This is a genomic window from Rhizobium indicum, from assembly GCF_005862305.2.
In the GTDB taxonomy this organism is placed as follows: domain Bacteria; phylum Pseudomonadota; class Alphaproteobacteria; order Rhizobiales; family Rhizobiaceae; genus Rhizobium; species Rhizobium indicum.
On record NZ_CP054022.1, the window covers coordinates 611,742 to 631,416 of the forward strand.

The 19,675-nt window shown below is 61.6% G+C and carries 18 protein-coding genes; 14 read left to right on the top strand and 4 right to left on the bottom strand.

The annotated features are described in order from the left end of the window. Window positions 1-24 precede the first annotated feature (24 nt). The 6 genes from FFM53_RS27225 to FFM53_RS27250 all read left to right on the top strand — a co-directional run bounded on the left by FFM53_RS27225 (window position 25) and on the right by FFM53_RS27250 (window position 6,053). Entirely contained in the window at window positions 25-1,050 is a 1,026-nt protein-coding gene (locus tag FFM53_RS27225) for a phosphatase PAP2 family protein (RefSeq protein ID WP_138388688.1), read from the top strand. Window positions 1,051-1,083: 33 nt separating this feature from the next. Continuing rightward, a complete protein-coding gene (locus tag FFM53_RS27230) occupies window positions 1,084-2,778 on the top strand; it encodes a S8 family serine peptidase (RefSeq protein WP_138388687.1) in 1,695 nt (564 codons plus the stop codon). Window positions 2,779-2,985: 207 nt separating this feature from the next. Beyond that, window positions 2,986-4,467, top strand: coding sequence for an aKG-HExxH-type peptide beta-hydroxylase (locus FFM53_RS27235; protein WP_343075048.1), 1,482 nt, complete (start codon window positions 2,986-2,988; stop codon window positions 4,465-4,467). After that, the gene (locus FFM53_RS27240; protein WP_138388685.1) at window positions 4,464-5,405 is read left to right on the top strand and encodes a ThiF family adenylyltransferase; all 942 of its coding nucleotides are present in this window, start codon (window positions 4,464-4,466) and stop codon (window positions 5,403-5,405) included. The genes FFM53_RS27235 and FFM53_RS27240 overlap by 4 nt, the downstream gene beginning before the upstream one ends. A gap of 9 nt (window positions 5,406-5,414) precedes the next feature. Further along, complete coding sequence (locus FFM53_RS27245; protein ID WP_138388987.1) at window positions 5,415-5,636, top strand: hypothetical protein; 222 nt, start codon at window positions 5,415-5,417, stop codon at window positions 5,634-5,636. Window positions 5,637-5,747: 111 nt separating this feature from the next. After that, window positions 5,748-6,053 (top strand): DUF982 domain-containing protein, encoded by a 306-nt coding sequence (locus FFM53_RS27250; RefSeq protein WP_003549782.1) that lies wholly within the window; start codon window positions 5,748-5,750, stop codon window positions 6,051-6,053. 77 nt (window positions 6,054-6,130) lie between these two features. Here FFM53_RS27250 and FFM53_RS27255 read toward each other — a convergent pair whose 3' ends face one another. From FFM53_RS27255 to FFM53_RS27270, 4 genes are all read right to left on the bottom strand, one after another. Continuing rightward, entirely contained in the window at window positions 6,131-7,405 is a 1,275-nt protein-coding gene (locus tag FFM53_RS27255) for an NAD(P)/FAD-dependent oxidoreductase (protein WP_138332540.1), read from the bottom strand. Window positions 7,406-7,418: 13 nt separating this feature from the next. Next, entirely contained in the window at window positions 7,419-8,087 is a 669-nt protein-coding gene (locus FFM53_RS27260; protein WP_138388684.1) for a haloacid dehalogenase type II, read from the bottom strand. A gap of 171 nt (window positions 8,088-8,258) precedes the next feature. Continuing rightward, entirely contained in the window at window positions 8,259-8,933 is a 675-nt protein-coding gene (gene otnC / locus FFM53_RS27265) for a 3-oxo-tetronate 4-phosphate decarboxylase (RefSeq protein WP_138332536.1), read from the bottom strand. Window positions 8,934-8,949: 16 nt separating this feature from the next. Then, window positions 8,950-9,948, bottom strand: coding sequence for a LacI family DNA-binding transcriptional regulator (locus FFM53_RS27270; RefSeq protein ID WP_138332534.1), 999 nt, complete (start codon window positions 9,946-9,948; stop codon window positions 8,950-8,952). Between the two features lie 242 nt (window positions 9,949-10,190). Between FFM53_RS27270 and FFM53_RS27275 the strand changes: the two genes are divergently transcribed. From FFM53_RS27275 to FFM53_RS27310, 8 genes are all read left to right on the top strand, one after another. Next, window positions 10,191-11,507 carry an MFS transporter gene (locus tag FFM53_RS27275; RefSeq protein ID WP_138388683.1) on the top strand — a complete coding sequence of 439 codons (1,317 nt, stop codon included), beginning with the start codon at window positions 10,191-10,193 and terminating at the stop codon, window positions 11,505-11,507. Window positions 11,508-11,576: 69 nt separating this feature from the next. After that, the gene (gene ltnD / locus FFM53_RS27280) at window positions 11,577-12,521 is read left to right on the top strand and encodes an L-threonate dehydrogenase (RefSeq protein WP_138388682.1); all 945 of its coding nucleotides are present in this window, start codon (window positions 11,577-11,579) and stop codon (window positions 12,519-12,521) included. A 14-nt stretch (window positions 12,522-12,535) separates the two neighbouring features. Then, window positions 12,536-13,312: a 2-oxo-tetronate isomerase gene (gene otnI, locus FFM53_RS27285; RefSeq protein ID WP_138388681.1), complete on the top strand. Its 777-nt coding sequence runs from the start codon at window positions 12,536-12,538 to the stop codon at window positions 13,310-13,312. A 3-nt stretch (window positions 13,313-13,315) separates the two neighbouring features. Further along, window positions 13,316-14,596, top strand: coding sequence for a 3-oxo-tetronate kinase (otnK, locus tag FFM53_RS27290; protein WP_138388680.1), 1,281 nt, complete (start codon window positions 13,316-13,318; stop codon window positions 14,594-14,596). A 155-nt stretch (window positions 14,597-14,751) separates the two neighbouring features. Then, a complete protein-coding gene (locus FFM53_RS27295) occupies window positions 14,752-15,588 on the top strand; it encodes a GNAT family N-acetyltransferase (protein WP_138388679.1) in 837 nt (278 codons plus the stop codon). Between the two features lie 13 nt (window positions 15,589-15,601). After that, entirely contained in the window at window positions 15,602-16,978 is a 1,377-nt protein-coding gene (locus FFM53_RS27300) for an aspartate aminotransferase family protein (RefSeq protein WP_138388678.1), read from the top strand. 223 nt (window positions 16,979-17,201) lie between these two features. Further along, complete coding sequence (locus FFM53_RS27305) at window positions 17,202-17,915, top strand: HAD-IA family hydrolase (protein WP_138388677.1); 714 nt, start codon at window positions 17,202-17,204, stop codon at window positions 17,913-17,915. A 63-nt stretch (window positions 17,916-17,978) separates the two neighbouring features. Further along, window positions 17,979-19,589: an ABC transporter substrate-binding protein gene (locus FFM53_RS27310; protein WP_138388676.1), complete on the top strand. Its 1,611-nt coding sequence runs from the start codon at window positions 17,979-17,981 to the stop codon at window positions 19,587-19,589. The last annotated feature ends 86 nt before the right edge of the window (window positions 19,590-19,675 follow it).

Genomic DNA, 19,675 nt, shown 5'->3' on the forward strand with positions numbered 1-19,675 from the left:
ACATCATCGCGCAAGGAGGCTGCAATGGAAGCGGACACTGCCCACGAATCGCAATCAAAATTAGTTTTATTTCTAAACAGTTATAAATTCAGGATTGAGCCGGATACGGTCCTCCCATGCGAACCCAGGGACGATGCCGCTGCTGATCCTCTCGCCGGTGCGTCGCCGGCAGCACCTGATGCAGCCTCCGAACCTGCGCTTTTCCCCGGCACGGGTGAAGATGCATCGCCTCTGGCAGGGCCTATGATGGCGACGATGGCCGTAGCCTCGGTCCTCACGAGCGTGGCGAATAAGTCGGTGCTCAACAAGGCGTCACTGAACAAAAACAAGAACAAAAATAAGAATAAGAACAAGAACAAGTCGACGATGGACGGCGCCAGCCTCGGCGTGTCGCAGCTTATCCCCTCCTTCGAGCTGCGCAGGCTGCACCAGCAGCCGTCACGCAACGCCTATACCGCGGCGCGGCGCTTCACCTGGGAAATGCTGGATATACTTCCGCCGCCCGGCCCGGATTATACCCGCCTCGAAACGACTGTGCTGCTCTCCATGCAGCGCCGCGACCGCGAGCGTGTGCGGCGCCTGCCCGACATCCAAGTCGAGTCGACGATCTCCGTGGGGGAATTCACCCGCGCATTGCATATCGAGGATCTCGGCGGTTTCGAGCAGACGGAAGGGCTTTTCCAGGCGATCCTGACGGCCTGCGAATATGTCGGACTGATCTACAAGAGCCAGTTCAACCGGCTGCGGCCAAACCAGTTTGAGCCCATGCTGCGGCCGTTGCTGGCCGTGCCGGTCCACGAGTCCTATCCCAGCAACCATTCGTTCCAGTGCTTTTCGATCGCCTTTGCGTTCTCGACGATCCTGCCGGAACATCCGGCCACCGACGAGCTTGCCCGCATCGCCCAGAACGTCGCCGAAAATCGCGAATGGGCCGGCCTGCACTATCCGAGCGACACGCAGGCAGGGCGAGATCTCGCCCGACGCTTCGCTCCCTACCTCCACGACGCGTTCGGTCCTCTGTTCCAGGCCGTACACGACGAATGGGTCTGAATTCTCCAGCTGCTGCTCAACAGGGTTAAAACCATGACGGATCAAACAAAAATGCCTGAGCCCGCGCCGATCAACTACTACTATCTCTGGCACCTGACTGCTCTTGGCGTAGTCGACGCGGAATACGGATCGGCTCCGCCGGCGCCTCCAGCGCCCGATGCGAGCGCCGCACGCGCGCTCCCCGATCCCCTCATCACCGGCACGGTCTGGGATGCTATCGTATCCGCCGGCCCGCTGCGTCCCGCCCGGGTCGCGCTGATCGATGTCGGCGTATCTCCGGATCATCCCAATCTGGCAACCCGGCTTGACCGGGAGGCGTCAATCGATTTGACGACCCATCGCTACGGCGCGCGCGTGCTCGAAATTCTCGATACGACCACGTCCTTTGACCGTGAGGAAAGACATCCCTTCTTTGCCGGGCTCGACATCGCTCCGCTCGGCAATATGGGCCTTTCGAACGACGACCGAGACTATCTTGGTGATCTGGTTGCCGAATACGCCGCGTCGGAGGGTGTCCTCCGGCGGCTCTACAATCCGGAATCGCTGTTTGCGTCGCATGGTACCTGCTGCGCAGGGCTGATCGTCGGCGAACCCGCCGTTGTTGCGGAAGAAGGCACGCCAAGCCTTCCGCCGGAAGGAGCCTTCTACGGGAATGGCGACGAGCTGCGTACGAGCGGCAATCGCAATGTCATCCCCTATTTCGGCGTTGACCCTTTCTCAAGGCTCATCTCGATCAGAACATCCTTCGAAGACGATGTCAGGCAGTTCATTGCGGCCTTCCTTTATGCCTATCTTCAGAAAGCAGACGTAATCGTCTTGCCGCGCGGTCTGCCTGACCCGAAACACAGCATCGTTGATCCGAAGAACGAGCTGAAGGCCGACCTGGAATTATGGAAAAACCAGGATGCCGCCAATCTGTTCACGCGCATTGCCCTTGCTGATCAGGGTGGGCCTGAACTGGAGCCGAAGGCTGCGCAGAAAGGCTCCAATCCGGATCGCCCATGGCATGTCCTCAAACAACTCATCCTCGCCATCAGCCGGCACATCCCGATCGTCTGCGCCGCAGGAAACAGTGGCGAGAGCCAGCTGATCTATCCGGCAAGTCTTGCCGCCGACAACAACGGCGTCATTGCAGTTGGAGCCGTTACCGTCGAAGGTTTCCGTTCGGGCTACAGCAATTACGGCGAAGGATTGACGGTTGTCTCCCCCTCCGACGACGGGGAAGTCTTCAACAGGCATCAGTTGCGCCTCGACCGGCTTTCTCCATTTGCCGCGCAGCACGACTACAGCGCTTTTCGAACGCGGGAATACTGCTATTCGCACTTCTCGCTGCTGACGACCGACCTATCGGGGATTTTCGGCTATGATCATGGCTCCGATCCGTGGTCGGCCGTCGTGCCGTTCGGAACCAATCCCGGCATCGGGGGCGGATACTACACCACCTTCGGGGGCACATCAGGCGCGGCGGCGCAGGTGGGCGGGCTATGTGCCCTGATACAGCGGGCCTACAAAAGCGGCCATAATCCCGGTGACCGCCTCTCGGGGCCTCAAGTGAAATCGATTCTGAAGACCACATCCCGCCTGGACGCCATTGTCGCGCCCGGAACGAGGAAATTGACGGCGGATTGCATGAACGCCGAAAGCGAGGACGCCGTCGAGATGGGCTATTTCTTTGGATCGGGCCTGCCAAATGCGCGGGCAGCGGTACAGGCAGCCCTGGCCATCTGAAGCCCGGGGATGCTTTTCGAGAGATTCCAAGCCTCCTCTATCGAGGGGGCTTTTTCTTTGTTTACGCCCCTTTTTACGGATTTTTAACGCGGTACTGGCGGGCGAATGACGCCCTTGGGCAATAGTGCCTCTCAACGGACGGCGCATACCGTTCCGATACTCGACGAAGCCGGCCCGAACTCCGGCATTCTTGCCTGAGATGCAACCTTGATCCGCCCGAAGACAAACTCACGGAGGCTGCCGATGTCCGCGTCACGCATACAACAGTTGGCAGATGAGGCGCGCCTCCTGCTTAAGCGCAATCCCCTGATGGCAAGTTCCGTCTCCCTGCAGCGCGTGGCAACACGCAACCTTTTGAAGCGACGCTTCCAATATGGCCGCACGCTTGCGGCGGCTTCGAAGCTCGCCGGTTGTTCGGCTGGGGTAGAGGCACTGTCAGGTTATTTCCCCGACCTTGCAGATGGCGGATACACTCGCCTGCCGGACCTTCCGCCAGCGGTTGCCGGACCGGTCGGCGCCGACCCTTACCGTTCATCCGTACTTGCAGCCTGGATGGGTGCGCTCGCGCGCAGTCTGGAATGGCAGGCAGCCCGCCCCGATGTGCAGGTCGTCGGCCGCTATCTGCAGCCGGATCTGATCGCATCGGATCTTGAACTCGAACGTCAGACAGCGTGCCGGCTCTCTTGCGGCATCGGTCTCGTGCACATCGAAAGTCCGGCCCGAAGCCGTATCATGCAAGCCCTCCTCCGCCAATGCATGCCGGACTATCCCCGGCCCGGCTATCCGATCACCGACGATGCGGAATTGGATCGAATCGCCGACCATCTGGAGAAGGCCTTCGCATTGATCGCGGACTTGGACGAGTACGGCCATCATCGTCTGATCGCCGGCCTGCACACGCTTTACGTTGGCGTGCGGCGCGAACCGCAGTGCTCCTTTTCGAGTTCGAACGAATTGCCGGGCAGCGCGCTCATCGTCCTTTCCAGAGAGAGATTGCGCGCCGGCGATCATGCCGCGACAGCGGCCCAACTGCTTCATGAGGCGGGCAATATCCTGCTCGGGTTCTATACGACCTCGGCGGCGGCATCCCTGCCCGGCGAGTTCCAATATGTTTCCCCATACAAGAAGGACTTACAGACGCTCGAGAGCATCCTGCATACGGCCTACACCATTCCCTGGGAGTGCGCCTTGCGCATGGCATGCCTATCCACCGAGGCGGATCCTGAGCGCCGCGCCCGGAAAGCGGCATTCATAATCGCCTATGCCGCGCGGCAAGTCCCGCTTATCGACATCGCTCGGAAAGGTATCGAACGGCTCGGCGGCGATGTCCTCCTCGACCTCCCAGACATCGCCGCCATTCCTTCCTGGAGCAGTCGGATCTTGTTCCTCGTCAGCCAGTTGCTTGCCGAAGAACCCATTGCGCACCGGCAGGCGCATCTTGCCGAGCGCCAGCGAGTTCTCGATCGCCAAGCCTGGGATATCGGACAGATGCTGCTGCGCGGCAAGGAGCCGATCGATCCTCGGATGGGCCGGCGAGAGATCGATGACAGCGGCGACAATGTCAGCCTCTGGTACGACGGCAAATTCCACGTGATTGTGAAGACCCCCGACCATGCGATGGGCGAGGATTACGGTCACTACGCCGCGACGATCCGCGGATTTGCGCCCAGCGAGATGGAGGCGATGTGATGGTCAATGATCGTTCCAAACGATTATCGGCGGCCGCCACCGCGTCCGTCGACTTCCCAAACCTCGTCACCCACAGCCTCGGGCGGGGCGGCCGGGGGGCTCTGTTCACCGGCAATAGTGCCGATTCTGTCGAGGAACAGAGCCCCCATGTTACCCGGTCTGCATTCGTCGTCTCGTTGAAGGCTTCCGAGCCGGCGGAGGACGAATATGACTCCGCCGCAATCGATCACCACGACGCAATCCTGACGCCTCTTCATCGGCAACGCGACATCGCACGGTTTGGCGATATCGACTTCGTCATCATCGGATGCTGCGACTTGGGCTCACAGATCGCCATCCAGCTTGCGGCCCTCGGCGCGCGCCATTTCCTTCTCGTGGATGCGGATCGTATCGATGAGAACAACTTGAACCGTCTCCCATGGGCAAGCGAGGCTGATCTCGGCTGGCTGAAGACGGACAGGCTGGCGACCCATCTGGCCGCGGGTTTCTCGGCCTATGTCTTCGCGCTGCCGGAATTTGCGGAAGGCGCCTCGGCGCTAAGGTTAATCGCAGACTACGCTAATAACCCGTTCTTAATTTTCGCCGGCGACGATTCTCGTCGAGCCCAAGATCTCCTGTCGGCCTGCCGAGCATTGAAAGCCGGCCTCCCGCCGCATCTGCATGTCGGCCGCTCGGCAAACTATTGCATGGCAGGTCCTTTTGTCTTGGTGCATGAGGACGCTTGTTCCGTCTGCCATTGCGCCACCCAGGTTGCAACCGACGGCAGCTTTCGCACCCTGCCGGCCACCGTCGACAACCCATTGGTCGCCGACCTTGCGGTGTCGCAGATCGCCCAAAACTGCCTTTCGAGACACTCGGTCGCCCGGGGACGCCAATGGATATTGGACCTCAAAGGCGATCAAGCCGAGCTGCACTCTCTTAAAACACCCCGAATGTAAGGTATGTCCATGATCGCGCTATTTTCCTCGGAATATTGTTGCTCCGTTGGCGCAACTGCCGGAAAGAACGATGAGCTGACGATAACCGAAGCTCTTCGTGATCCACTGATCGCCATGGTGATGCGCGCGGATGGCGTGACCTCCGAAGAATTCAAGCGACTCCTTGAGGCGGCAGCCCGCGAGCTAAAAGCCAATCTAGCGAACTCCTCCTTCCCACCAACCGGAGGATAGGCACGTGATTGTCGAGATGACGCGGAAGATGGTTGACGAGCATGTGCGGCCAATCTCGGTCCGAACCATGGCCCGGCATTGGCACTGGCCGTCCCGCGGAGTTCAGGGGCAATGAGATTCGATATGGTGAGAAAGTTCCCAACGATAATTCTTGTTTTTGCCGAAGGGAAAGATCGCAAGGTGATCCGTACCGCTCACGAGGCTGCCCAACTGTTGCTGAAGGAATGGCCCACCGACGATGGTGAGGAATTCCTCACGGCGGTGAGAATCTGTTTGGAGGTCCTTACCGGAGAGAGCGAACCCGAGCAATTGCATGAGGCAATCGTCCGCGCCGCATATGAAGCGGGTATTGCAGCGATCACGACTGATAACCGCCTTGGGATTCTCAGGATCTATCCAGTCAGCGAGGCCAGATAGTTGAACTCCGCGCAGGTGCTCATCTCAATCCTGCCCCCATCGAGCCGTTTCGGCTGCAATCGGACTGATCCGGTCCGTTACTGGAAGCGATCGAGGGTCTTGTAATAGAGCCCGACGAGCGGCAGGAACCACGGCTTTCCGAAATGGCCGGGAACGGCCGGCCATTCGAGCCCCTTGATCGGATTACGGTCGGCCTTGCCGAGGATGGCGTCGGCCATGATCATGCCGAGATGGGTGGAGAGCTGGGCGCCGTGGCCGGAATAACCCATGGCATACCAGACACCATCGACATAGCCGGCACGCGGATAGCGGTCCTTCGTCATGTCGACGAGCCCGCCCCAGCAATAGTCGATCTCGACGCCGGCAAGCTGCGGGAAGATTTCAGCCAGGCTGGCGCGGAGAATGTCGCCGCTCCTTGCGTCCGAGCGCTGATCCGATTTGGCGGAAAACCGGGCGCGACCGCCGAAAATCAGCCGCTTGTCGGGCGACAGCCGGAAATAGTTGCCGATGTTCATCGACGTGACACAGGTGCGGTTGCCCGGCATCGCAGCGGCGATTTCGGCGTCGGTCAGCGGACGGGTCGCGATCAGAAAGCTGCCGACGGAAATGATCCGGCGGCGGAAATAATTAAACAGCGACGGCGTATAGGCGCCTGTCGCGACCAGGACGTGATCTGCGGTGACGGTGCCGCGTGCGGTCTCAAGGCTGTGGCGACCGTTGCCCTGCCGGTGCGCGGTCACGGAGGCCTTTTCGAAGATGGCGGCACCGTGACGAGTGGCCGCAGTGGCGAGCCCCGCGACATAGCGGCCCATATGCATCATCGCGCTCTTCTTCGAGAGCATGGCGCCATGGAAGGGCGAGCCGACCTCGCTTTTCAGGTCACTCGCCGTCAGAAGCGCCGTGTCCGGATCGACCTCTCTGTGAACAGCCTCGAAATTGTGGGCGATGGCATCGAAATGCTGCGGCTTGGAAGCGAGCTTCAGCTTGCCGGCGCGGCGGAAATTGCAGTCGATTCCCTCTTCGGCAATGATCGCCTCGATCGTGTCGATGGAATCGTCGAACGCCTTGTAGAGGGCGACGGCCCGCTCCACGCCGAGTGCTGATTTGGCGGACAGGAAACTGTGGGCGAGCCCGTTGTTGAGGTGGCCGCCATTGCGCCCCGATGCCCCCCAGCCGACCCTTTCGGCTTCCAGCACGACGACCTTGACGCCCGTTTTCGCAAGCTGGCGCGCAGCGGCAAGCCCGGTGAAGCCGGCGCCGATGACGGCGACGTCATAATGTCCTTCGACGGGGCCCTGAGCGCCGCCGGCAAAGGGCTGGGCGGTGTTGTGCCAGTAGGATTCGAATTGCATCCGCGCGTCTCCGTCAGAGCCCGACGACGCCAGGCAGGCCCGAGATGTCAGGAATTTCGACATAGCCGTAATAGGGGTTGGCCGGCTCGTGGCCACGATTGACCCAAACCTTGTTCTTGATGCCGAGATCGTGGGCCGACATCAGGTCGTAGCGGAAGGAGGACGAGCAATGCAGCACGTCTTCCGGCCCGCAGCCCAGCATATCGAGCATATATTCAAAGCCCTTGAAGCGTGGCTTATAAGACTGAGCCTGCTCGGCGGTATAGACCGCATGGAAGGGCGCGCCCAGTTTTTCGACGTTCGACATGATCTGCGAATTCATGGCGTTGGAGAGGATGACCAAAGGGATTTCCTTGGCGACCTTGGCGAGACCGGCCGGAACGTCCGAATGCGGCCCCCAGGTCGGAACCCGCTCATAGATCATCCGGGCGGCTTCGTCGCGAAATGTCACGCCGTTGCGCTTGCATGTCCGCTCGAGCGAATTGTGTACGACCTCGGCATAGGGTTTCCAGTCGCCCAGGATCTCGTCGAGCCGATAGGCGGCGAAATTCTTGATGAACTCCGCCATACGTGGCTCGCCGAGCTCTTCGCCGTAGAGGTCGCGCGCCGCTTCCGCCATCTGAAAGTTGGTCAGCGTGCCGTAGCAGTCGAAGGTGATGTATTTCGGACGGAACGTCGTCATCTGCGTATCCTTGAGCGATCGGAACTGGGGACGTGTCACAATCATAGGCACCGCTTCACCCACAGCTCGCCTGAATTGCCGCCATCGGAAGCAGAATCTATCGTATCGAAAGCAGGGTTTGGCAGAAGGTTGCGCGCCTGCCCGCGGTCAACGGCCGGCGGAGTGACTCATTCAATCGCCGTCGTGATCATGATCGTGATGCGACGGGAGGTCGAGGCCGAAGGTGTTGACGAGATCGGCCACCTGCGCCGGGCTGAGGAAACGGGGATTGAGGTTGCGCAACAGCAGATAGAGCTTCGCCGTTTCCTCCAGTTCCTCGGTCGCAAAGACCGCAGCCTCCAGGCTGTCGCCGGCGACAACAGGTCCGTGATTGGCCAGAAGCACTGACGAATATTTGCCCGCCAGTCCGCGGATCGCGTCAACCACCGCCGGATCGCCGGGACGATAATAGGGCACCAGCGCGGTTTCGCCGGCGCGCATCAGATAATATGGCGTCATCGGCGGCAGGGCGGCGCGCGGATCGATCTCCGGCAGCATGGTCAGTGCCACCGCGTGGGTAGAGTGAAGATGGACGATTGCGCGGGCGCTGCCGCGCGTATCGTAAAGGGCAGTGTGCAGCGGAATTTCCTTGGTCGGCTTGTCGCCGGACAGGAGCCGGCCTTCGGCATCGAGCCTGGAGATCCGTGCCGGGTCGAGAAAGCCGAGCGACGCGTTGGTCGGCGTGACCAGCCAGCCGCCATCCTCCAGCCGTAACGATATGTTGCCCGACGAACCGGGCGTCAGCCCGCGTTCGAACAGCGAGCGGCCGTATCGGCAGATTTCCTCACGCAGGCGCGCGTCGGACATGACAGTTCCTCCGATATTAGGCGGTAGCCCCTTCGATCAATTCAAAGCCGAGATCGACGGCCTGTGGCGGCGCATTGGTGACGACCAGTTGCGCGGCGATCTCCCCGGTCGCGACGCGCGGCGTTCGGATGGTCGACAACGGCTGCGGTGTTGCCCGGCCGATATCGAGGCCGTTATAGCCGAAAATGGCGAGCTTCGAGGGGATCGCGATTCCCTTAGCCAGACAGTGAAAATAGCCGCCCAGCGCCATGTCGTCATTGGAGAAATAAACCGCATCGAGATCGGTCGTCCGGGCAAGCAGCCGCTCCAGCCCCAGCCTGCCATTTTCCACGGACGAAGCGCCTGGGAGAATCTCGCGGGCGACGAGCGGGGCGTCATGCGCAGCGAGCGTTTCGCAAAAGCTGGAAAACCGCTTGCCGGCACGGGTATCGCGGTTCAGGTCGTGGCCGACATAGCCGATCCGGCGATAGCCCCGCTTCAGCAGGAATGCAGCGCTCTCCCGCCCGGCCGCGCGGTTCGAGAAACCGACCGCGATATCGAGAGCATCGCCGTCCAGATCGAGCAGTTCGACGACCCGGCACCCGCTGGCGCGCAGCATCTTCACCGTGCCCTCGGTATGCTCGCATCCCGCCAGCATGACCGCCGCCGGCCGCCAGGCAAGCATCGCGGCGGCGAGCGCTTCCTCCTTGCCCGGATCATAGTCCGTCACGGAGAAGACCGCCTGATACCGGTTCTCCTCCAGAACGGCACTGGCGCCGCGCAGCACATCGGGAAAGACGATGTTGGACAGCGAGGGAATGACGAAGGCCACAAGACGCGAACCGGTGGAGGCCAGCGTTCCCGCAATCCGGTTCGGCACATAGCCCAGCCGCTCGACGGCAGCCATCACCCGCTCGCGCGTCTTGCCGGAAAACGAACCGTGGTTGCGCAGTACGCGCGACACCGTGCTCTCGCCAACACCGGCCGCTTCCGCGACCTCGGCAAGCGTCACCGTCGCCTGATGTTTGAATTCCATCGTTACGTTTGAACCCGACTGTTGAGGTGGTTGCCCGGCCTGCCGGCCCGATGACCACCGCTCTGCCCCCATTTTTCACCGCTACCGTCAAGAAGCAAGGTTTTTTTGGCAGCGCTACCAATTTACCGTTGGCAGCGCTGCCAAAATGGGTTAATGAGAATGGCAGCGCTGCCAAAAAAAATGGCATGGCGTGCCGCGGTAGGATCTCAAGGAGACCGCGGCAACAATCGGAGGAGAAAATCATGACGCTGCAGACGCAGGCGCCAGTTGTTGGCGTACATCCCGCCCAGACGCTCGAAGACCGTGCCTATGGCAAGGTATTCTGGCGCATCGTACCCTTTTTGATGCTGTGCTACGTGGTCGCCTATCTCGACCGCGTCAATGTCGGCTTCGCCAAGCTGCAGATGTCGAGCGAGCTCGGCCTCTCGGAAGCCGCCTATGGCGTCGGCGCAGGCATTTTCTTCATCGGCTATTTTCTGTTTGAAGTGCCGAGCAACATCATCATGAACAAGGTTGGCGCGCGGGTGTGGATCGCCCGCATCATGCTTACCTGGGGCGTCATTTCCGCCGCCTTCATGTTCACCTCCTCGGAAACCGTCTTCTATGTCCTGCGTTTCCTGCTGGGCGTTGCCGAAGCCGGATTTTTTCCCGGCATCATTCTCTATCTGACCGCGTGGTATCCGGCTCATCGCCGCGCCAGGATCATCACAACCTTCATGTCGGCGATCCCGATATCCGCCATTTTCGGCAATCCGCTTTCGGGTCTCCTGATGGACAGTTTCCACGGCACGCACGGACTTTCCGGCTGGCAGTGGATGTTCCTGATCGAAGCCATTCCGGCTATTCTTTTCGGCGTTGCGACGTTCTTCTACCTTGATGACACGATCCAGGGCGCGAAATGGCTGAGCGATGAGGAAAAACGCGTGCTGACGGCCAATATCGAGGCGGAGAACCGGGCCAAGACAGCAAGCCCGCACAGCATCGGCGCAACGCTGACCGACCGCCGCGTCTGGCTGATGTGCCTGATCTATTTCTGCTTCGTGCTCGGGCAATATGGCCTGAATTTCTGGATGCCGACCATCGTCAAGGCCTCGGGCGTCAACGGAAACCTCAATATCGGCCTGATTTCTGCAATCCCCTATATCTGCACATTCGTCGTGATGCTGGCGCTCGGACGTTCCGCCGACAGGCTGCGCGAACGCCGCTGGCACCTCGTCGTCCCGGCCTTCATCGCCGCCGGTGGTTTCGTCGCGGCGACGATGGCGACGAGCACGACGGTCTCGATTGTCTGCCTCTCGCTGGCTGCCGCCGGCGCCATCAGTTGCGCGCCGCTGTTCTGGTCGCTTCCGACGGCTTTTCTCGCCGGCACGGGCGCTGCGGCCGGCATTGCCTGGATCAACTCGGTCGGTAATCTCGCCGGGTTTCTCGGGCCGTTTCTGGTAGGCTATCTCAAAGACTTCACCGGCACCAACAGCGCCGGCATGTATCTGCTGGCGGCTGCGTTAATCATTGGTTCGCTGGCCGTGTTGACGGTTCCTGCGAAAAGCGTCAATCGCTGAGCTACAGCTCCTCCGGGATAATACCCGGAGGGGCGCAGACCTTTCCTCACAAGACTGGAGAAGCTCCTCATGTCACCGCTTGCTGAAAACTCAGGTCCCGGCATTATCGCGGCCGTCATCGGTCTTGGTTCCATGGGGCTTGGAATGGCCCAGTCGATGAAGCGCGCAGGTCTCGATGTCGTTGGATATGACATCACGCCGGCGGCAGTGGACCGCTTCGTCGCCGAGGGCGGACGTGGCGCGGCGACCCCAGCCGCTGCGGCAAAGGATGCCGACATCGTCGTCTCCGTGGTCGTCAACGGCGCGCAGACCGAGGCCGTGCTGTTCGGGCCTCAAGGCGTCGCAAATGCGATGAAGCCCGGCGCCGTCTTCGTCTCGTCGGCCACCATGGATCCCGCCGTCGCGCGCGATCTGGCCGGGCGGGTGGAGGCTCTCGGCCTGCATTACCTCGACGCGCCGATTTCGGGCGGTGCGGCCAAGGCGGCGCGTGGCGAACTGACGATCATGGCATCCGGCTCCGGACAGGCCTTCGATACGGCGCGCCCGGGTCTCGACGCCATGGCCGCCAAGGTCTACGAGCTCGGCGACGAGGCCGGAAAAGGCGCGGCCTTCAAGATGATCAACCAGCTTCTCGCCGGTGTGCACATCGCGGCCGCCTGTGAGGCCATAACCTTTGCCGCCAAGCAGGGCCTCGACCTCGACAAGGTCTATGAGGTGATCACGGCATCGGCCGGCAATTCCTGGATGTTCGAAAACCGCGTGCCGCATGTGCTGGCCGGAGACTATACTCCGCTCAGCAGCATCGAGATTTTCGTCAAGGATCTCGGTATCGTCCAGGACATGGCCCGCTCCGAGCGTTATCCCGTACCGCTCGCGGCAGCAGCCCTGCAGATGTATCTGGCCGCCTCCGGGGCGGGCATGGGCCGTGACGACGATTCCTCGCTGGCGCGGCTCTATGCCAAGCTTTCCGGCGCTGAATTGCCCAGCTCCACCAAAGAGCCGCAGAGCCTGTAAAAGGAACGCTAGATATGCCGGTTTTCGCCGCCAACCTGACGATGATGTTCAACGAATGGGCGTTCCTCGACCGCTTCGACGCCGCAGCCGATGCCGGCTTTGCCGCCGTCGAATACCTCTTTCCCTATGAAGCCACGCCCGAGGCAATCGCCGAACGGCTTGCCCGCAACAATCTGCAGCAGGCCTTGTTCAACCTGCCGCCGGGCGACTGGGTAGCAGGCGAACGTGGCATCGCCGCTCTTCCCGGACGGTTCGATGCGCTGAAAGCGGATGTCGAGCGGGCACTGGACTATGCGGCGGCAACGGGCGTCAGACGGTTGCACTTGATGGCAGGCATCGCCGACCTTCATGACGAAGACGCCGCCTCCTCTTATCGGCGCTCCGTCACCTATGCTGCCGGGCGGCTTGCGGAAAAGGGCATCGATCTCCTGCTCGAGCCGATCAACGGCCGAAACATGCCTGGATATTTCCTCAACGACTTCGGCGCCGCCGAACGGCTGATCGCCGAATGCGGTCTGCCGAACCTGAAGCTCCAGTTCGACATCTATCACCGCCAGATCATCCATGGCGACGTCACCATGGCGTTGCGACGCCTGCTGCCGATTGCCGGCCATATCCAGATCGCCAGCGTGCCGTCCCGCAACGAGCCGGATGGGGAGGAGCTGAACTATCCCTATCTGTTCGGCGAAATCGATCGCCTTGGTTACGACGGTTTCGTCGGCTGCGAATACATCCCGCGCGGCCACACACTGGACGGTCTTGGCTGGTTCAAACCTTTTGTACGGAGCTAGACGATGGCTATTTTGCTCGGATCAATCGCCGACGACTATACGGGCGCCTCCGACCTCGCCAACACGCTGACGAAGAACGGTCTGCGCACGGTGCAGACGGTCGGCATCCCCGACCCGTCGCTGGCACTACCGGATGTCGACGCTGTGGTCGTTTCTCTGAAGATCCGCTCCGTCCCGGCCTCGGACGCCGTGGCGGCGGCGGCGAGCGCCGAGCGATGGCTGCGTCAGCGGGGCGCCGGCCATGTGCTTTACAAGATCTGCTCGACCTTCGATTCCACCGATGCCGGCAATATCGGTCCGGTCACCGAGGCCTTGAGCGATGCTGCCGGCGGCGGCATCGTACTGGTAACGCCCGCCTTTCCGGAAACGGGACGCACCGTCTATCTTGGCCATCTGTTCGTTGGCGGACAGCCGCTGAACGAAAGCCCGCTCAAGGACCACCCCCTCAATCCGATGCATGACGCCAATCTCGTTCGGGTGCTCACCCGACAATCGCGCAACGCTGTCGGACTAATCGATCTGACGACCATCGCGGCCGGACCCGGCGCCGTCAAAATGAGGCTCGATGCCTTTCGCACCGCAGGCGTCACTGCTGTTATCGCCGATGCGATTTTCGAACGGGATCTTGAAACGCTCGGCGAGGTCGCTCTCGAGACGCCGGTGTCCACCGGTGCGTCCGGCCTCGGCCTCGGCCTTGCCCGTGCGCTCGTCCGCTCCGGCCGGATATCCTCCGGCGGCGCAACGACGGCGGACGCCATTCGCCCGGTGGGCGGGCTTTCAGCGATCGTTGCCGGCAGTTGTTCCAAGGCGACACTCCATCAACTCGACATCGCCGAACGATCGATGCCCGTCCTGCGGCTCGAACCGGAGCGGCTGCTTGCCGGTCCCGATGAGATCGCCGCGGCAATTTCCTGGGCCGGAGACCGCATCTCCGCCGGCCCCGTCGTGGTCGCCGCGAGTGCTTCGCCTGAAACCGTGTCCCGGCTGCAATCGATCTATGGACGAGAGGCCTCCGGCCATGCGATCGAGACCGCGACGTCGATCATTACAGCCGAACTGGTGGAGAGAGGCGTGCGGCGCCTTGTGGTCGCCGGCGGCGAAACCTCGGGCGCGGCAGTCGACAGGCTCGCTATTCCGGCATTTCTGATCGGCCCCGAGATTGCGCCCGGCGTGCCGGTGCTGCGCACGGTCGGCAATGCGCAGGGCGACATGCTTCTGGCGTTGAAATCAGGAAACTTCGGAGGCGAAGATTTCTTTACGGCAGCGCTGGCGATGATGCACTGACAGGACCTGGGTGGGATGGATATCGATCGCTTCTAGCATAAGATGCGGCGGCCGATGATGGCAAAGCCATAAGATACTGCTTGAACCATGGCCTTCAGACGATCTGCCCGCCGGCGCTCCGGCAGACTGGCGGGCACGACATGAAGGACGCCCCCATGCAAGCAAGTCAGATCGAAATCGTCCCGTTCGGCCCCGACCATCTGGAAGCCGCCGTCGCGCTCTCCCGGCAGGCGGGCTGGCCGCATCGGACGGAAGATTGGCAGCTTGCGCTCGCTTTGAGCGAAGGGATGGTTGCGGTCGAGGATGGCAGGGTCGTCGGCACAGTACTCGTCACGCCGTACAAGGGCGATTGTGCGACCATCAATATGGTCATCGTCGACGAGACGATGCGCGGCAGGGGTCTCGGCCGCAAGCTAATGGACGCCGCATTGCTGGCCGCCGGAGACCGGCCGCTGAGGCTGGTGGCGACGACGGCAGGCCTGCCGCTCTACCAGAAGCTTGGCTTCCACGAGACGGGAACCGTGGCGCAACATCAGGGCCTTGCCGGAGACATCGCCGCGCCGGCGGAAACGCAAGCCGCCACCGACGCCGACCTCCCTGCCATCGCGGCACTCGACCGCCTTGCCTTCGGCGCCGACCGCGAAGGGCTGCTCTCTTATTTGGCCGGGATCGGCGCATTCGCCGTCCTTCGCCGAGACGGCCACGTTTCGGGCTTCGCTTGCCTGCGCCCCTTCGGCCGCGGCGAAGTGATCGGGCCCGTGGTGGCCGCCGACGTCGGCGAGGCCCGAAAACTCATCGAACATTTCATCGCCAGACGGCCCGGACGGTTCCTCAGGGTCGACACCACGGCCGAGACCGGGCTTTCGCCATGGCTCGCCGAACACGGGCTCGCCCATGTCGGCGGCGGAATCACGATGAAAAAGCCCCTCGTCCATCACGCCGCCGACCCGGCCGTCACCACCTTTGCCCTCGCCAGCCAGGCACTCGGCTGATCCGGAGATCTCCATGTACAGCAATTCTCTCATCGAACTCGATCGCGCCCACCTCATCCATCCGGTCGCCTCCTATCGCGGCCACGAAAAGCTCGGCGTGCGCGTGCTGGCCTCGGCCAAGGGCGCGACAGTCACCGACGCCTCCGGCAAGCAGCTGATCGACGGCTTCGCCGGCCTCTGGTGCGTCAATGCCGGTTACGGCCACGAGAGCATCGTCGAAGCGGCGGCCCGGCAGATGCGCGAGCTTCCCTATGCGACGGCCTATTTCGGCCTCGGCTCAGAGCCCGCGATCCGGCTTGCCGGCGAACTCGCCGACCGCGCACCGGGCGATCTCAACCACGTCTATTTCACGCTCGGCGGCTCCGATGCGGTGGACAGCACGATCCGCTTCACCCGCTATTATTGGCATGCCCGTGGACAGCCTCAGCGCGATCAGTTCATCTCCGTCGAACAGGGCTATCATGGTTCCTCGACGGTCGGCGCGGGTCTGACCGCGCTACCTGCCTTCCATGCCGGCTTCGGCGTTCCATTCGATTGGCAGCATAAGATCCCGTCTCACTATGCCTATCGCAACCCGGTGGGCGACAATCCGCAGGCGATCATCGACGCCTCGCTTGCGGCGCTGAAAAGCAAGGTCGAGGCGATCGGTCCGGAACGCGTTGCCGCCTTCTATGTCGAGCCGATCCAGGGCTCGGGCGGCGTTCTGGTGCCGCCGAAAGGCTGGATGAAAGCCATGCGCGAATTCTGCCGCGCGCACGACATCCTTTTCGTGGCGGACGAAGTGATCACCGGCTTTGGCCGCACCGGCCCGCTTTTTGCCTGCAGCGAGGATGAGGTCGTGCCCGACTTCATGACGACCGCCAAGGGCCTCACCTCGGGTTACGTCCCCATGGGCGCCGTCTTGATGGCCGATCACGTCTATCAAACGATTGCCGAGGGCGCGGGTGCTGCTGCCGTCGGCCATGGCTATACCTATTCGGCCCATCCCGTTAGCGCCGCGGTCGGCCTGGAAGTCCTGAAGCTTTATGAAAACGGTCTTCTCGAAAACGGCGTCAGAGCCGGTGCGCGGCTGATGCATGGCCTGGAATCGCTGAGGGATCATCCGCTCGTCGGCGATGTCCGCGGCCGCGGCATGCTCGCCGCCGTCGAGCTCGTGGTCGACAAGGTGAACAAAACGCCGTTGCCGGCATCTGCCGAACCCGCCCGCCGCATCTTCGATCGCGCATGGGAAAACGGCCTCGTCATCCGCGCCTTCGGCAATGGTGTGCTCGGCTATGCGCCGCCGCTCTGCTGCACCGAAACGGAGATAGACGCGATCGTCGAGCGCACCCGCACTACGCTGGACGAGACGTTGGAGGACCCGGATGTGCGTCGGGCGCTGCAGGCCTGAGAATATCGGGAAACGGTCAGATTCGGTATTTTGTGCCGCCTCATGGTGTCTATTCGGCGAATCCGGCGCAGTGCAGGTGACAAACTGAAGTCAACGAAAGGCCTGGATCCCGGCAGATGCGGGCCTTCCCATACAAGAGCGGGACAATGACCCCGCCAGCGGAACAGAATTTTCTTCTTCGAGAAGCCGAGCTCCCAACGGAGCCGAACACTGGGGAATTCACGTGAGCAAGAGCCTTTCGGAATTCAAATACATGACCTTCGACGTCGTCGGCACGCTTATCGACTTCGAGGGCGGCCTCAAGACCTGCCTCGCCGAGATCGCGGCCGAGGCGGGGACTGAAATCGACGGCGAGCAGGCGCTCGGCCTCTATCGGGCAGCTCGCTATTCCGAGCATGCCGATCTCTTTCCGGACGACCTCGTGCGCGTATACCTGGCGATCGCGCCGAAGCTCGGCCTGCCCACTGAGCAAAAATATGGCGAACGCCTGCGGGATTCGGCGAAGAGCTGGAAGGGTTTTGCAGACAGCGCCGCGGCGCTGGCAAGTCTTGCGAAGGATTACCGTCTCGTTGCGATGACCAACGCCCGCCGCTGGGCCTTCGATTTCTTCGAGAAGGAACTCGGCAATCCCTTCTATGCCGCCTTCACCGCGGATGATACCGGGACCGAGAAACCCGATCCCGCATTCTTCGAGAAAGTATTCGACTACGTCGTCTCGCAAGGACATTCGAAGGACGACATCCTGCATGTCGCCCAGAGCCAGTACCACGATATCGGGATTTCCAGGAAACTCGGGCTGACCAATTGCTGGATCGAGCGGCGACATGCCGAGAAGGGTTATGGCGGTACGATCGAGCCGGCCGAATTCACCAAACCCGATTACCATTTCACCTCCATGGCCGGCCTTGCCGATGCCGTGGCCGCTGCGCGCGCCTGACTTTGAAAGCAGATCGGGCTTGCCCGCAACGGGCAGCCCGCCACACAAGAAAAGGGGAATGAGATGAACGACAAGATCACCAATTGGACCACATCGGACGATGCCAAGATCGAAAGCGCCATCCGTCGTGGCGCCACCCGTCGCGAATTGCTGCATATGATGCTTGCGGGCGGCGTGGCCATATCAGCCGGCGGGCTCGTGCTTGGCCGTGCCGGCAAGGCGCTCGCCGCCACGCCCGTTTCCGGCGGCTCGCTCAAGGCGGCCGGCTGGTCGTCCTCGACGGCCGATACGCTCGACCCCGCCAAGGCATCGCTCTCCACCGACTATGTCCGTTGCTGCTCCTTCTATAACCGCCTCACCTTCCTCGACAAATCAGGCACGCCGCAGATGGAGCTTGCCGAGGCGATCGAATCCAAGGATGCGAAAACCTGGACGGTCAAGCTGAAGAAGGGCGTCACCTTCCACGACGGCAAGCCGCTGACGGCCGATGACGTGGTCTTCTCGCTGAAGCGCCATCTCGACCCGTCCGTCGGCTCGAAGGTCGCCAAGATCGCCGCCCAGATGACCGGCTTCAAGGCGGTCGACAAACAGACCGTCGAGATCACGCTGGCCAGCCCGAATGCCGACCTGCCGACCATCCTGTCGATGCATCACTTCATGATCGTCGCCGACGGCACCACCGATTTCACCAAAGCCAACGGCACCGGCGCTTTCGTCAAGGAAGTCTTCGAACCAGGCGTTCGCTCGGTCGGGATCAAGAACAAGAACTACTGGAAATCCGGCCTGAACGTCGATTCTTTCGAATATTTCGCGATCAGCGACGACAATGCTCGTGTAAACGCACTGCTTGCGGGCGACATCCATCTCGCAGCCACGATCAATCCGCGCTCGATGCGCCTCGTCGAGGCCCAGGGCGACGGCTTCACCTTGTCGAAGACGACGTCCGGCAACTATACCAATCTCAACATGCGACTGGATATGGAGCCCGGCAACAAGCGAGACTTCATCGAGGGCATGAAGTATCTCGTCAACCGCGAACAGATCGTCAAATCGGCGCTGCGCGGTCTCGGTGAAGTCGGCAACGATCAACCCGTTTCGCCGGCGAACTTCTATCATGACGCAGAGCTGAAAGCGCGAGCCTTTGATCCTGAGAAGGCGAAGTTCCACTTCGACAAGGCCGGCGTGCTTGGCCAATCCATCCCGATCATCGCTTCCGATGCGGCGAGCTCGTCGATCGACATGGCCATGATCATCCAGGCGGCGGGTGCCGAAATCGGCATGAAGCTCGATGTGCAGCGAGTGCCATCTGATGGTTACTGGGACAATTACTGGCTCAAGGCGCCGATCCACTTCGGCAATATCAACCCGCGGCCGACCCCTGATATCCTCTTCTCCCTGCTCTACACCTCGGACGCTCCGTGGAACGAAAGCCACTACAAGTCGGAGAAGTTCGACAAGATGCTGATCGAGGCGCGCGGCTCTCTCGATCAAGAGAAGCGCAAGACGATCTATAACGAGATGCAGGGCATGGTCGCCCAGGAAGCTGGTACAATCATTCCGGCCTATATCTCGAACGTCGATGCCACGACCGCCAAGCTCAAGGGCCTGGAAGCCAACCCGCTAGGCGGCCAGATGGGATACGCTTTCGCGGAATATGTCTGGCTTGAAGCCTGATTAAGCAAAGGAGACTGGGGCTGCAGCCGCGCCCCAGTTCCTCCATCTGCATTGATGGAACTCAACTCGAACGCAAAGGGAAGACG